Origin of the sequence: Streptomyces sp. CB01249, from assembly GCF_001905735.1 — a bacterium.
Taxonomy (GTDB): domain Bacteria; phylum Actinomycetota; class Actinomycetes; order Streptomycetales; family Streptomycetaceae; genus Streptomyces.
On record NZ_LISW01000003.1, the window covers coordinates 204,382 to 218,227 of the forward strand.

Annotated in this window: 15 protein-coding genes; 9 read left to right on the top strand and 6 right to left on the bottom strand. The window is 73.5% G+C overall.

Annotation, left to right across the window (positions count from 1 at the left end; all coding sequences use genetic code 11):
• The first annotated feature begins 174 nt into the window (after positions 1–174).
• Positions 175–957 (top strand): hypothetical protein, encoded by a 783-nt coding sequence (locus AMK18_RS16625; RefSeq protein WP_073863386.1) that lies wholly within the window; start codon positions 175–177, stop codon positions 955–957.
• Between the two features lie 74 nt (positions 958–1,031).
• Here the strand turns inward: AMK18_RS16625 and AMK18_RS16630 are convergent, their stop codons facing one another.
• From AMK18_RS16630 to AMK18_RS16640, 3 genes are all read right to left on the bottom strand, one after another.
• On the bottom strand, positions 1,032–2,072 hold the full coding sequence (locus AMK18_RS16630; protein WP_073863739.1) for a PHP domain-containing protein: 1,041 nt from the start codon (positions 2,070–2,072) through the stop codon (positions 1,032–1,034).
• Between the two features lie 92 nt (positions 2,073–2,164).
• A complete protein-coding gene (locus AMK18_RS16635) occupies positions 2,165–2,944 on the bottom strand; it encodes a maleylpyruvate isomerase family mycothiol-dependent enzyme (protein WP_073863740.1) in 780 nt (259 codons plus the stop codon).
• A 40-nt stretch (positions 2,945–2,984) separates the two neighbouring features.
• A complete protein-coding gene (locus AMK18_RS16640; protein ID WP_018103416.1) occupies positions 2,985–3,539 on the bottom strand; it encodes a hypothetical protein in 555 nt (184 codons plus the stop codon).
• A gap of 148 nt (positions 3,540–3,687) precedes the next feature.
• Between AMK18_RS16640 and AMK18_RS16645 the strand changes: the two genes are divergently transcribed.
• Complete coding sequence (locus AMK18_RS16645; protein WP_018103415.1) at positions 3,688–3,975, top strand: hypothetical protein; 288 nt, start codon at positions 3,688–3,690, stop codon at positions 3,973–3,975.
• A gap of 18 nt (positions 3,976–3,993) precedes the next feature.
• Here AMK18_RS16645 and AMK18_RS16650 read toward each other — a convergent pair whose 3' ends face one another.
• From AMK18_RS16650 to AMK18_RS16660, 3 genes are all read right to left on the bottom strand, one after another.
• Positions 3,994–5,067: a prenyltransferase/squalene oxidase repeat-containing protein gene (locus AMK18_RS16650; RefSeq protein WP_018103414.1), complete on the bottom strand. Its 1,074-nt coding sequence runs from the start codon at positions 5,065–5,067 to the stop codon at positions 3,994–3,996.
• Entirely contained in the window at positions 5,064–5,816 is a 753-nt protein-coding gene (locus AMK18_RS16655; RefSeq protein WP_073863387.1) for a class I SAM-dependent methyltransferase, read from the bottom strand. Before AMK18_RS16655 ends, AMK18_RS16650 begins: the two co-directional genes overlap by 4 nt.
• Before the next feature lie 69 nt (positions 5,817–5,885).
• Positions 5,886–7,217 (bottom strand): glycosyltransferase family 4 protein, encoded by a 1,332-nt coding sequence (locus AMK18_RS16660; protein WP_018103412.1) that lies wholly within the window; start codon positions 7,215–7,217, stop codon positions 5,886–5,888.
• Positions 7,218–7,393: 176 nt separating this feature from the next.
• Here AMK18_RS16660 and AMK18_RS16665 point away from each other — a divergent pair, with 176 nt between their 5' ends.
• The 7 genes from AMK18_RS16665 to AMK18_RS16695 all read left to right on the top strand — a co-directional run bounded on the left by AMK18_RS16665 (position 7,394) and on the right by AMK18_RS16695 (position 13,798).
• Positions 7,394–7,993 (top strand): TetR family transcriptional regulator, encoded by a 600-nt coding sequence (locus tag AMK18_RS16665; RefSeq protein WP_018103411.1) that lies wholly within the window; start codon positions 7,394–7,396, stop codon positions 7,991–7,993.
• Positions 7,994–8,129: 136 nt separating this feature from the next.
• A complete protein-coding gene (locus tag AMK18_RS16670) occupies positions 8,130–9,377 on the top strand; it encodes a substrate-binding domain-containing protein (protein WP_018103410.1) in 1,248 nt (415 codons plus the stop codon).
• 3 nt (positions 9,378–9,380) lie between these two features.
• The gene (locus AMK18_RS16675) at positions 9,381–10,169 is read left to right on the top strand and encodes an ABC transporter ATP-binding protein (protein ID WP_073863388.1); all 789 of its coding nucleotides are present in this window, start codon (positions 9,381–9,383) and stop codon (positions 10,167–10,169) included.
• Complete coding sequence (locus tag AMK18_RS16680) at positions 10,166–10,912, top strand: ABC transporter ATP-binding protein (protein WP_073863389.1); 747 nt, start codon at positions 10,166–10,168, stop codon at positions 10,910–10,912. The genes AMK18_RS16675 and AMK18_RS16680 overlap by 4 nt, the downstream gene beginning before the upstream one ends.
• Positions 10,912–11,799 (top strand): branched-chain amino acid ABC transporter permease, encoded by an 888-nt coding sequence (locus AMK18_RS16685; protein ID WP_018103407.1) that lies wholly within the window; start codon positions 10,912–10,914, stop codon positions 11,797–11,799. The genes AMK18_RS16680 and AMK18_RS16685 overlap by 1 nt, the downstream gene beginning before the upstream one ends.
• Positions 11,796–12,908, top strand: a complete 1,113-nt coding sequence (locus AMK18_RS16690; protein ID WP_073863390.1) for a branched-chain amino acid ABC transporter permease — start codon at positions 11,796–11,798, stop codon at positions 12,906–12,908. The genes AMK18_RS16685 and AMK18_RS16690 overlap by 4 nt, the downstream gene beginning before the upstream one ends.
• Positions 12,905–13,798 (top strand): alpha/beta fold hydrolase, encoded by an 894-nt coding sequence (locus AMK18_RS16695; RefSeq protein WP_073863391.1) that lies wholly within the window; start codon positions 12,905–12,907, stop codon positions 13,796–13,798. Before AMK18_RS16690 ends, AMK18_RS16695 begins: the two co-directional genes overlap by 4 nt.
• Positions 13,799–13,846: the final 48 nt, after the last annotated feature.

The window sequence follows — 13,846 nt, forward strand, 5'->3', positions numbered from 1 at the left end:
GGGCAGGAACACAACCCGCCGGGCCAGACGATAGATTCATCCCTACGATGGGGAGCCGTTCCCGAGCTTCAAGCCTTGCCCGCCGTGTATCCGGCGGCAGCGACGACCGCCCCGACGAGACGATCGACTAAGGACCTTCACGTGAATATCCGCTCCCTCACTCGAGGCGATGGCGTGGTGATCGGAGCAGCGGTCGTGCTGTTCATCGCCTCGTTCCTCGACTACTACGACTACGGAAACGCCGCCGCCGACGCCCCCAACTCCTGGGACATGCTTGGCAACGGCATCGGCGTCTACATGGTCGGAGTGATCGGCGCAGCGCTGATCGTGCTCTCCCGTTCCCAGCCCCAGCCGCGCAAGGTCGTGGGTCTCGACCTCGGCCAGTTCGGTGTCGCCGCCACGGTGTTCACCGCGTGGAACCTGTTCTGGACGATCATCGACCTGGGTCAGATCGACGCGGGCGCCGGCCTGATCCTCGGCTTCATCGCCTCCCTGGCGCTGGCCGGTGGCGCGGTCGCCTCGCCGCTGGTCCCGGCCCTCAAGGCCCCGCTCGCCGGTGCCCCGAACCCGCAGGCCGTGCAGCCGCCGTACGGTGGCCAGCCCGGCCAGGGCTACGGCTACCCGGGCGGTCCGCAGCCGGCGTTCGGCGGCCAGCAGCCGGGCCAGCCGCAGCCGTACGGTGCGCAGCAGCCGGGTCAGCCGGGTCAGCCCGAGGCGCAGAAGGCCCCGGCGGCTCCGGCGGCCGGTGGCGGCTCCGGTGACTTCACCCCGTTCTGGTTCGCGGTGCCGGTGGCCCGCCAGCTGTACAACGAGGACGGTTCGCAGGCCCCGATCGCCGAGCTGGCGCCGGGCACCTGGTACCTCGCGGTCGAGCAGCGCGGTTCGGCGCTGATCGCCCAGACGCAGGACGGCCGTCGCGGCGTCCTCCAGGACACCACGGGCATCCAGCGCGGCTGAGCCCGCGCCCTGTCCGTCCCAGCGGCCCCCTGCCCCTTCCGGGCGGGGGGCCGCTGCCGTGCCCGGGTCCGGGCTCAGCCGGCCGCGCGCTTCAGGACCTTGCCGTGCCGGGTCCAGCGCAGCAGCTCGTCGGCCGTCCAGGTGGTGACCACGCGCTCCGGCGGGACCCCGCACTCCTCGGCGCGGGCGCAGCCGTACGCCTGCCAGTCCAGCTGGCCCGGTGCGTGCGCGTCGGTGTCGACGGCGAACAGGGTGCCCGCCGCCACGGCCCGGCGCAGGAGTGCGCGGGGCGGGTCGAGCCGTTCGGGGCGGCTGTTGATCTCGACGGCGGTGCCCGACTCGGCGCAGGCGGCGAAGACCTCGTCGGCGTCGAACGACGACGGGGGGCGGCCCCGTCCGGTGAGCAGGCGGCCGGTGCAGTGGCCGAGGACGTTCGCCTGCGGATGGCGGACGGCGGCGACCATGCGGCGGGTCATCGGGGCGGCGTCCATGCGGAGTTTGGAGTGGACGGACACCACGACCAGGTCGACCTGTTCGAGCAGGTCCTCCTCCTGGTCGAGGGAACCGTCGAGGTTGATGTCGCACTCGATGCCGGTGAGCAGCCTGAACGGCGCCCAGCGCTCGTTGAGTTCGGCCACTTCGGCGAGCTGCCTGCGCAGCCGCTCAGGCGAGAGGCCGTTGGCAACCGTGAGCCGGGGCGAGTGGTCGGTGAGGACCGTCCAGTCGTGGCCCAGTTCCGCCGCCGCGCGGCCCATCTCCTCGATGGGGCTGCCGCCGTCCGACCAGTCGGAGTGCGTATGGCAGTCGCCGCGCAGCAGCGACAGCAGGTGCTCGCCGCCCCGCGCGAGAGGTCCGGCGTCGGATGCCTCGGATTCGAGCCGCTCCAGATAGCCGGGTGTCTCCCCGGCCACGGCCTCGCGGATGACCTGGGCGGTGCGGGGTCCGATGCCCTTGACCCGTTCCAGCGAGCCGTCGGCCACCCGCCGCTCCGCCTCGCCGTCGTCCATCGCGGCGACGGTGCGCGCGGCGGTGCGGAAGGCCTGGACGCGGTAGGTGTCCGCCTTGCCGCGCTCCAGCAGGAAGGCGATCCGTTCCAGGGCCCGGACCGGGTCCATCGGCACCTCCTCGCGGGACGGGACGGCCGGCGGCCGCCCGTCCAGCTTGGCCCAGCGGGGCCCGGCCCGCACACCGGCCGGGCGCGTGCCGCTCAGCCGAAGGAGGTGCGCGCCAGCCAGAAGTCCAGCAGTCCGGCGTCACCCAGCACCTCGACCCGGTCGCTGTCCGGGGCGAGGCGGCGGTTGAAGACGAGCATGACGTCGGTCAGGGACCCGCGCAGCGCCACGTCCGCCTTGCCGTGCTCACGGCTCCAGGTGACGCCCTCCGCGCCGAGCTCGATCAGCCACTCGGCGTCGGGCACGTCGGTGGCGTGCAGGTGCAGGGTGCGTCCGTCCCCGCGCAGCTCGGCGGTCTCGCGGTCCTCGTAGTGGTCCTGGGCGAAGCGGACGATCTGCAGCCACTCCTCGACGGTGTCCGCCGCCAGCTCAGGCGCCATCGTGTACGGGACCTCGGCGACGAGGGCCGCGTCGGCGAGGTGGACGACGGTCTCCAGGGCCATGCGGCGGGCCCAGAAGCCCGCACTGTGGTCCCAGGCCCAGGACCACACCTCGGTGTCCGGACCGGCCTCCCGCAGCGCCGCCACGGTGCCGGCGGCACCCTCGGCGAGCCAGGCGTCGAGCGCGGCGGGGTCGTCACCGGCGGGGCTGTTGTCCGGCACCTTCTCGTCCGGGACCGCTTCGGCGGCCCGGGTGCGGACGATCTCCCCGGCCCAGCGGTGCGCGCGGCCGACGTGCTCGGCCAGTTCGCGCAGGGTCCAGTCGGGGCAGGTCGGCACGGTCGCGCCGAGGTCGGCGCCCCGGAGGGTCGACCTCAACTCCCCGGTGAGCCGGATGATTTCCTCGCAGTAGCGCTCGTGCGCCAGAAGTCCCATGATCCGCACCCTAGTGCGGCCGCCCCCGGTTCACATGGGGTTATCCGCCGAGCTGCGAGGTGGACGGGACCTTGTCCTTCACCTCGGCGCCCGCGCTCTTCCCGGCGTCCTTGATGCCGCTGATGACGTCCTCGAACATGCCGATGTCGCCCGCTCCCGCCTCGCCCTTGCGGAGTTTGGTGGAGAGCCCCTTGAGCGAGGCGATGCCCGCGGTGAGCGGGGCGACGGCCTTCGACAGCAGCGGGTCGCCCTTGGCGTTCTCGGTGGCGGCCTTCAGCCGGTTGTAGGCGAAGGTGCCCGCGAGCCCGGCCTTGACGAGGGCGAAGGTGCGCCCGTCGGCACCCTTCTTGAACTTCCCGGCCCGGTACGGCTTCACGACCCACTGGTACGTGGCGCCCGCGGCGAGCCCCGCGTTGGCGACGAACCTGGTCTTGGCCCACTTCTGCGCCTCGGCCGACGAGGTGCCGGTGGGCGACGCCGAACTGCTCGTACCGCCGTCCTTGTCGTCGCTCCCGCACGCGGTGGTGCCCGCCAGCACCGCGCAGGCCAGCAGCAGCGCGAGGAGCAGGCGGCGGAGCGGTACGGGTCGGGGCACGGCGGACCTCCCTGGCCGGGCGGGGCGGGTGCCGGGGCCCGGCACTCCCCGCCAGGCTCGCCGCGCCGCGGGCAACCCGCCACCGCTGCGCGGCCGTACGAGTCCGGCCGACGGGTTTCGGCCGCGCCGGAGCGGCAAAGCGGAGACCATGTCCTACAGCAGAGGCAACGGCTTCACCGCAGCACGTGTCATCGCCCTCGTGGCGGACGTCATGGCCTTCATCATCGGCCTGTGGATCCTGATGTACCTGCTCGACGCGAACCGCGGCAACGAGCTGGTCGAGTTCGTGCGGGACACCGCCAGGTGGCTCGCCGGCTGGTCGTACGACCTGTTCACGTTCGACAAGGCATGGGCGAACGTCGTCGCCGGTTACGGCCTCGCCGCCCTGGTGTACCTGTTCATCGGGCACGCCATCGCGGGCCGCGTCCGGCGCTGACGCTCCCCCGTCAACCGCTCAGCCGCAGCAGTCCGGCTCCAGCCCCTTGGGCAGCCGGTCCCCGCTGAACACGGCGGTGGTCGCCTCGTCCCCTCCGAGCGCGGCCACCGCCAGCAGCAGCGAACCGGCCGTCCAGGAGGTGTGCTCCTCGGGCCAGAAGGCGCGGTTGCCCTCGAAGACGTATCCCGTCCAGTACATCCCGCCCTCGGCCCGCAGGTGCTGGACCGACTGGAGGATGTCGAGCGCCCGGTCGGACTCGCCCATCACCCACAGGGCCAGGGCCAGTTCGCAGCTCTCGCCGCCGGTCACCCACGGGTTGGGCAGCACGCAGCGCACCCCGAGGCCGGGGACGACGAAGCGGTCCCAGCCCTCCTCGATGCGCTCCTTGGCCGCCGCGCCGGTGACGGCGCCGCCGAGGACCGGGTAGTACCAGTCCATCGAATAGCGGCTCTTGTCGAGGAAGCGCTCCGGGTGGCTGCGGATCGCGTGCCCGAGGGCCCCGGTCGCCAACTCCCAGTCCGGTTGCGGCTCCTCGCGGCGTTCGGCGATGGCGAGCGCGCAGCGCAGGGCCTGGTGGATGGAGGAGGACCCGGTGAGCAGCGCGTCCGTCACCTCCGTGCCGTCGTCCTCCCGCTTCCAGCCGATCTGGCCGCCGGGCTGCTGGAGGCGCAGGACGAACTCGACGGCCGCGTAGACCGTGGGCCACATCCGGTCCACGAAGGCGTCGTCGCCGGTGGCGAGGTAGTGGTGCCAGACGCCGACGGCCACGTAGGCGCAGAAGTTGGTCTCCCGGCTGCGGTCGGTCGGCTGCCCGGCGTCGCCGTCGTGGTAGGCGGCGTACCAGGAGCCGTCGGCGTTCTGGTGGCGGGCCAGCCACTCGTACGCGCGTTCCGCGGCGGTGTGCTCGCCGGCCGCGTCCAGGGCCATGGCGGCCTCGGTGTGGTCCCACGGGTCGAGGTGGTGGCCGCGGAACCACGGGATGGCGCCGTCCGGGCGCTGCACGGCGCGCACCGCGGCGACGGTCTCGGCGGCCTGCGCGGCGGTGAGGACTCCGGGCAGGACGAGGTGTTCGGTCCGCTCGGGAAGGCTCACGCCTCGGCCTCGGCGGCGGCTGCGGCGGCGAGGGGCAGGTGCGGCTTGGTCGCGTACGCCACGAAGCTCTTGCCGACGACCGGGTTGAGCAGCTGCTCGGCGACCCGGGTCAGCGCGGGCTTCTTCATGATGTCCCAGACCAGGAGCTTGTGGTACGCCTTCACCGGCAGCGCCTTGTCGTTGTCGACGCCGAACGCGCACTTCAGCCACCAGTACGGGGAGTGCAGCGCGTGCGCGTGGTGGGTGCCGTACGGCTTGAGACCGGCGCCGCGCATCTTGCCGAGCAGTTCGTCGGCCCTGTAGATGCGGATGTGGCCGCCCTCGACCTCGTGGTATGCGTCGGAGAGCGCCCAGCAGACCTTCTCGGGGCCGTAGCGCGGGACGGTGACGGCGATCCGGCCACCGGGCCGCAGCACGCGGACCATCTCGGCGAGGACGCCCTTGTCGTCGGGGATGTGCTCCATGACCTCGGAGATGATCACGACGTCGAAGGACTCGTCGGGGAACGGCAGGTTGAGCGCGTCGCCCTCCATCGCGGTGGCGGTGGCGCCCTCGGGGGCCTCCCCGGCCTCCTTCATCGCGGCGAACCACTTCGCGACCTCGCGGATCTCCTCGCCGTTCTGGTCGAGGGCCACCACCTGGGCGCCGCGCCGGTAGCACTCGAAGGCGTGGCGTCCGGCGCCGCACCCGAGGTCGAGCACGCGGTCGCCGGCGGCGAGCGGGAAGCGGGTGAAGTCCACGGTCAGCACGAGTGCCTGCTTTCGCGGTCGGGGGTGGGTCGGGGGAACGGGGTCAGGGGCCCGGCACAAGGACCGGGGTCACCGCCGGCCACCGGGGCCGGTGGCGGCGCGGGCCGCGATGGCCTGCCGGTAGAGCTCGGCGGTGCCGATGGCGGCCTGCTTCCAGGTGAACCGGGCGAGCACCCGCTCACGGCCGGCGGCCCCGAGCCGGGCGCGCAGCTCCGCGTCGCCGAGCAGCCGGCCGAGCGCGTCGGCGAGGGCCCCCGGGTCGCCGGGCGCGACCGCGAGGCAGGTCTCCCCGTCGGGTCCGGCGACCTCCGGGATGGCGCCGCCGGTCGTCGCGACGAGCGGGGTTCCGGTGGCCATGGCCTCGGCGGCGGGCAGCGAGAAGCCCTCGTACAGCGAGGGGACGCAGGCGATCTGCGCGCCGCGCACCAGGTCGACCAGCTCGGTGTCGCTGATGCCCTTGACGAACTCGACGGCGTCCGCGAGGCCGTGCCGCTCGATGGCCCGGGCGACCGGCCCGTCCTCGGCGCGCTTGCCGACGACGACGAGGTGGGCGGCGGGGTTGCCGGTACGGAGCTTGGCGAGGGCCTCCACGAGGTGGACGAGGCCCTTGAGCGGGACGTCGGCGCTCGACGTGGTGACGATGCGGCCCGGGACCTCGGGGACCGAGGGGTCGGGCGACCACAGATCGGTGTCGGCGCCGATGTGGACGACCCGGATGCGGCGCGGGTCGACCCCGAGGTGGTCCACGATCTCCTGCTTGGAGGAGCCGGAGACGGTGAGCACGGACGGCAGCCGGCGCGCGACCCGCTTCTGCATGCGGGTGAACCCGTACCAGCGGCGCACGGAGGCCCGGCGGCGGCGGCTCGTCGCGGCGTCCAGGTCGAGCTGCCGGTCGACGGTGATCGGGTGGTGGATCGTGGTGACCAGGGGGGCGCCGAGGTCGGCGAGGAGCCCGTAGCCGAGGGTCTGGTTGTCGTGGATGACGTCGAACTCGCCGCGCCGGGCGGCGAGGTGGCGCCGGGCCCGGAGGCTGAAGGTGAGCGGTTCGGGGAAGCCGCCGGTCCACATGGTGGCGACCTCGGCGGCGTCGATCCAGTCGCGGTACTCGCCGCGGCTCGGGGTGCGGAACGGGTCGGGCTGCCGGTACAGGTCGAGGCTGGGCAGCTCGGTGAGCGGGACGCCCTCGTCGAGGACCGGGTAGGGCTGCGCTCCGATGACCTCGACGCGGTGGCCCAGGCGGGCGAGTTCGCGGGCGAGATGCCGTACGTAGACGCCCTGGCCGCCGCAGAAGGGGTTGCCCTTGTACGTGAGGAGCGCGATGCGCAGGGGTCCGTCGCCGGGGCCCGTGCCCGGTGCGGCGACGCCCGTACGGGGGCCCGACTCAACGGCCTCAGCGGTCACACTCGGCCCCCTTCTCACTGCGTGTTCGCCGGAGCGTAACCGCTGGCGCTAATCTAGAACAAGTTTCAGACTGGGTAGTTCAATGAGCTACGAATCTACCGGCAGGTAGCGACGGTGCAACGGCCGGATCAGGTGATTCACGCCACGGCACACACCCTGGCCACGGGACGGGACACATGACAGCGGAAGCCAGACCGGCATCGCCGCCCCTGACGGAACGCCAGGAGGCCCGCCGCCGCCGCATTCTGCGGGCCACCGCCGAGCTGGCCGGCCAGGGCGGTTTCGAGGCCGTCCAGATGCGCGAGGTGGCGGAGGCGGCCGAGGTCGCCCTCGGCACCCTGTACCGGTACTTCCCGTCCAAGATCCACCTCCTCCTCGCTACCATGCGCGACCGCCTACAGCTTCTGCACACCGCCCTCCGCGAGCACCCCCCGGCCGGGGACGACCCGGCGGCCCGGGTCGCGGAGACCCTGCTGCGGGCGTTCCGCGCGATGCGGCGCGAACCGCAGCTGGCGGACGCCATGGTGCGCGCGCTGACCTGCGCGGACCGGTCCGCCAGCAGCGAGGCCGACGCGGTCTCACGGCTCACGACGGCGATCATCCTGGACGCGATGGGCACCGGCCACCCGACGCCGGGGCAGCTCTCCGCCGTGCGGGTGATCGAGTACACCTGGCACTCCGCGCTGATCTGCTGGCTCTCCGGCCGGGCGTCGATCGCGCAGGTGCGCACGGACATCGAGACGGTGTGCCGGCTGGTCGGCCCGGCGGCTTCCTAGGGACTTCCGGGCGACTGCCATGTGCGGCGCCCACACGCGCCGGGGGCGAGGTGGGGTGCCCTGCACCATATCGACGGCGGCGCGGTGTTCATACGGTTCGGCGACATCACAGGAACACGCCGAGGAGCCGGTCACCATGCCCCGCAGCCGTACCGCCAGCAGAGCCCGCAGATCCCTCAGTGACATCCGTACCGTCGCCGTCCTGGCCGCAGCCGGCCTGCTGCTGACGGGCTGCACCGCCGCCGGGAAGGCGGGCGGGTCCGACTCCGCGAAGTCCGCCGACGACGCGGCCGTCAAGGTCGGCCTGGTGTACTCCAGGACCGGGCTCCTCGCCGACTACGGCAAGCAGTACCGCGACGGCTTCATGGCCGGGCTCGACTACGCCACCAAGGGCACCCGCAAGGTCGCCGGACACCGCATCGAGGTCACCGAGCAGGACGACGCGGGCGACCCGGGCAAGGCGGTCTCCGCCGCGAAGAACCTCATCGGCAAGGGCTACAAGGTGCTGGCCGGCACCACCGACTCCGGCGTCGCGCTCCAGATGGCCCCGCTCGCCGCGCAGAACAAGGTGCTGTACGTCAGCGGGCCGGCCGCCACCGACGCGGTGACCGGGATCAACGACTACACCTTCCGCTCCGGCCGCCAGTCCTACCAGGACATCCTGACGGCGGGCACGATGCTCGGCGACGCCAAGGGCAAGAAGGTCACGGTGCTCGCCCAGGACTCCACCTTCGGCCAGGCCAACGTGGCCGCCGTGAAGGCGGTGCTCGGCGGGAAGGGCGCCAAGGTCGGCTCGGTGCTGGCGCCGCCCAGCGCGACGGACCTGACGCCGTTTGCCCGGCAGGTCAAGGCGGGCGGCCCGGACCTGGTCTTCGTCGCCTGGGCCGGTTCCACCGCCCCGGCGCTGTGGACCGCGCTCGACCAGCAGGGCGTGCTCGGCGCGAGCAAGGTCGTCACCGGCCTGGCCGGCACCGCCTCGTACCCGATCTTCGGCGCGGCCGGGTCCAAGGTGTCGTTCCTGGCGCACTACTTCCCGGGCGCGGGCGGGAACAACGCCGTGGAGAAGGCGATGCTGGACGCGGTGAAGAAGGACGGCGGCAAGCCCGACCTGTTCACGCCGGACGGCTTCACGGCCGCCCAGATGATCGTGCACGCCGTCGAGGAGGGCGGCGCCACCGATACCGCCGCGATGGTGAAGGCCCTGGAGGGCTGGAGCTTCGACGGGGTCAAGGGGCAGACCCGGGTGCGCGGCGAGGACCACGCGCTGCTCCAGCCGATGTTCGTGGCCAAGCTGGACGGCAAGGGCAAGACCGCCGAGCCGAAGCTGCTGGACACCGAGCAGCTGGACGCCGTCGCGCCGCCCGTGAAGCCCGCGGCGGGCTGAACCGTGACCGCACCCCACACCCTCGGGCAGGCGAGCCCGGCGGACCGGGAGACGCCCGTGCTCCGGCTGGACGGACTCGGCTGGAGCGTCGGCGGCGCCACCATCGTCGAGGACGTCTCGCTGAGCGTCCGCGAGGGCGAGTTCCTGGCCTTCATCGGGCCCAACGGGGCGGGCAAGACCTCCCTGTTCAACCTGATCAGCGGGCTGAACCTGCCGACCGCCGGGCGGATCGAGCTGGACGGCGCCGAGATGACGGACCGGCCCGCGCACGTCCGGGCCCGGCGCGGTGTCGGCCGGACCTTCCAGACCTCCAGCCTGTGGCCCGCGATGACCGTCGCCGACCACGTCCGGCTCGCCGCGCAGGCCGCCCGGGGCGGCTCGTACCGGCTGTGGCGGCGCGCCGACCCGTACACCGCCGACGTGGCCGGTGTCCTGGAACGCACCGGCCTCGGCCACCGGGCGAAGGCCACGGCGGGCGAACTGTCGCACGGCGAGAAGCGGAAGCTGGAGCTCGCCGTGCTGCTGGTGGGCGAGCCCCGGCTGATGCTGCTCGACGAGCCGATGGCCGGGGTCAGCGCCGAGGAGGTCCCCGCGCTGACCGAACTCATCCGCACCCTGCACCGCGAGGAGGGGCGCACGGTCCTCATGGTCGAACACCACATGGACGTCCTGCTCGGCCTCGCGGACCGGCTCGCCGTGATGCACCACGGCCGGCTGCTCGCCCTGGACACCCCGGAGGCGGTCACCGCCGACCCGGTCGTGCAGCAGGCGTACCTCGGGGAGGGGCTGTGACCGAGCAACCCCTCCTGGACGTACGGGACCTGCGGGTCCTGATCGGCGGCCGGCACATCCTGCACGGCGTCGACCTGGACGTCACTGCGCACGGTGTGACCGCGCTCCTCGGGCGCAACGGCGCCGGGAAGACCACCACGGTCCGGGGCATCCTCGGGCTCGTCCCGCGCGCCGGGAGCGTCCGGCTCGACGGCGAGGAGACCGCGGGCCTGCCCACGCACGCCCTGGTCCGGCGCGGCATCGGCTACGCCCCCGAGGACCGGGGCATCTTCGCCGGGCTGACCGTCGCGGAGAACCTGCGCCTCGCCGAGCGGCGCGGCGCGGGCGAGCCCGCGTACGGCCTGGTCCACGAGCTGTTCCCGGAACTCAAGCAGCGGGCGCGGCAGTTGGCCGGGACGCTGTCGGGCGGTCAGCAGCAGATGGTGGCCATCGGGCGCACCCTGCTCAACGCCAACCGGCTGATCATCGCGGACGAACCGACCAAGGGCCTGGCGCCGAAGGTGGTCACCGAGGTGGCCCAGGTGCTGGAACGGGCCGCCGAGGCGGTGCCGGTGCTCCTGGTCGAGCAGAACCTCGCCGTGGTGCGCCGGCTGGCCGGGCACTGCGTGGTCCTCGCCGACGGCCGCACCGCCCACCGGGGCCCGGCCGCCGAGCTGCTGGGCGACCCGGAAGCGGCCCGCACGCTGCTCGGTGTGGGCCACGGCCCGCTCCCCGCACACCCTTCCGTGAAGGCGGATTCCTGATGTCCACCCTCGTCCTGCTCACCATGACCGGTCTCGGTCTGGGGGCCCTCTACTTCCTCGTCGCGTCCGGACTCTCGCTGATCTTCGGCCTGATGGACGTGCTCAACTTCGCGCACGGGGCGCTGCTGTCCATCGGCGCGTACGGCACCTGGTGGGCCGCGTCCGGGAATCTCCCCGGCGCGGGCCCCGGCGGCGCCGGATTCGTCCTCGCGGTCCTGTTCGGTACGGCGGTGGGCACCGTCGCCGCCGTGCTCCTCGAACTCGCGGTCGTCCGCCCGCTCTACACCCGGCCGCGCGAGCAGGTGCTCGCCACGGTCGGGGTGGGGCTCGCGGTGCCCGCGCTGCTCTCCGGCATCTGGGGCTCCGACGCCCACCCGTTCCCGGGGCCCGAGGCGCTGTCCGGGACCTTCGGGCTGCTGGGCGCGCAGGTCCCGGTCAACCGGCTGGTCCTGGTGGGCGCGGCGGTCGTGGTGCTGGTGGCGCTCCGGCTGTTCCTCGGCCGGACCCGGCACGGCCTGGTCGTCCGGGCCGGGGTCGAGGACCGGGCCATGGTCACCGCGCTCGGCATCGACGTCCGCAAGGCGTTCACGCTGGTCTTCGCGATCGGCGGCTGCGCGGCGGCTCTGGGCGGGGCGCTCGGCGGGCTGTACTTCGGCTCGGTCGACCCGCGCCAGGGGACCTCGCTGCTGATCTTCGCGTTCGTCGTCGTGGTCACCGGCGGCATGGGCTCGGTGACCGGCGCCGCCGTGGCGTCCGTCGTCATCGGCCTGGTCCAGCAGTTCGCCAACTACTACACCGCAGCGGGGCTCGGCGACCTGGCGGTCGTCGTCCTGCTCGCCGTGCTGCTGCTGATCCGGCCGCGCGGACTGACGGGGAGGCTCGCGTGAGCACCGCCACCGACACACCCGACCGCACCGCGGGCCGCACGGCCGCGAGACCGGCCCCGGCCGGGCGGGCCCGACTGCTGCGCTGGTGGCCCGCCGCCGTCCTGCTCGTCCTGGTGGTCGCGCCGTTCAGCGCGGTGCCGGTGCCGGGGCTGCTGGACGGGCCGCTGGGCTCGGCGGGGAGCCTGCAACTCCTGGCGACCTGCCTGCTGTTCGGCGCCCTGGCCACCGGCTACGACCTGCTGCTCGGGCGAACGGGGCTGCTCTCCTTCGGGCACGCCCTGTACTTCGCTGCGGGCAGCTACGCCACCAATCTGTTCCTCCTGGAGGCGGGCCTGCCGTTCGCGCTCGCCACGGTCCTCGGGCTGCTCTTCGGGATCGCGCTCGCCCTGGTCCTGGGGTCGGTGAGCCTGCGCGTGACCGGGATCGGCTTCTCCATGGTGACCCTGGCCTTCGCGCAGGCGGGCTCGATCCTCGTCTCCCGCAACCCCGGCGGGGTCACCGGCGGCGAGGAGGGCCGGGCGGCCCCGTCCGAGCTGCTGCCGTCCTCGCTGGTCGGCATCGACAACACCGCGAACCTGTACTGGATCGCGCTGGCGTACCTCGTGCTCACCCTGGGCGTCGTCCACTGGGCGGTCCGCTCCCCCACCGGCCGGGTCTGGGAGGGCATCAAGGAGAACGAGCGCCGGGTGGAGGTCCTGGGCCTGAAGCCGTACGGGTTCAAGCTGACGGCCTTCGTGGTCGCGGGGGCGCTCGCCGCGCTCGGCGGGATCGTGCACCTGCTGCTGACGGGCGGCTCGACCCCGCAGACGACCACCTCGGACTTCACGCTGTCGCTGCTGGTGATGGTGGTGCTGGGCGGCTCGGGCACCCGGTGGGGCCCGATGGTCGGCGGCATCCTCTACACCTGGGCCGACCACCGGCTCGGCGACCTCGCGGGCTCGGGCGCGGTCGCGGATCTGCCGGCGGTCCTGCGCGTCCCCCTGTCGCAGCCGTTGTTCCTGCTGGGCGTGGTGTTCGTGGCCGTGGTACATCTGCTGCCCGGCGGCCTGGCCCGCCTTCCGTCCCGGCTGAGGGGCGCGTCGAACCGTAAGGAGACCGGAGTCAGTTGAGCCCGCTCGCGGAGTACGAAGAGATCGAGGTCCCGGTGCGCGGGGGCTCCCTGGCGGCCCTGCGCTGGCCGGCCGCCGACCCGGACGCGCCGGTGGTGGTGGCCCTGCACGGGATCACCTCCAACGCCCTGTCCTGGGCTGCGGTGGCCCGGCTGCTGGACGGCCGGGTCACGCTGGTCGCGCCGGACCTGCGCGGCCGGGCCGGGAGCGCGCGGCTGCCGGGCCCGTACGGGATCGCCGCGCACACCGACGACATCGCCGCCCTGACCGAGGCGCTGGGCCAGGACCGGGTGGTGCTCGCCGGCCACTCGATGGGCGCGTTCGTGGCGGCCCTCGCGGCGGTGCGCCACCCGGACCGCTTCGGGCCGCTCCTGCTCGTGGACGGCGGCGTCGGCTTCCCGGCGCCGACGCACCTGACGCCCGACGAGCTGATGACGGCGGTGATCGGACCGGCGATGGACCGGCTGTCGATGACCTTCCCGGACCGGGGTGCCTACCGGGCGTTCTGGCAGGCGCATCCGGCGTTCGCCGGGGCGTGGTCGGACGAGGTGGACGCGTACATCCAGCGCGACCTGACCGGCGAGGAGCCGGAACTGCGCTCGTCCTGCCGGATCGAGGCGATCCGCACCGACGGGGTCGGGCTGTTCGACGAGGAGGTCCTGTCGGCGGTCCGGAAGCTGCCCGTCGACGCGACGCTGCTGTGGGCCGCGCGCGGCCTGATGGACGAGGAGCAGGGCCTGTACGACGAGGGCCGGCTCGCCGCCGCCGGACTGGACGGGACCCGGGTGGAGCCGGTCGCGGTGAAGGACGTGAACCACTACACGGTCCTGACGGGCGACCGGGGCGGCCGGGAGATCGCGGACCGGCTGGTGGCGCTGGCGCGCGGCTGAGTGCGCGTACGAGCGGGGCCCGGCGATGGTGTGCCGGGCCCCGCTCGT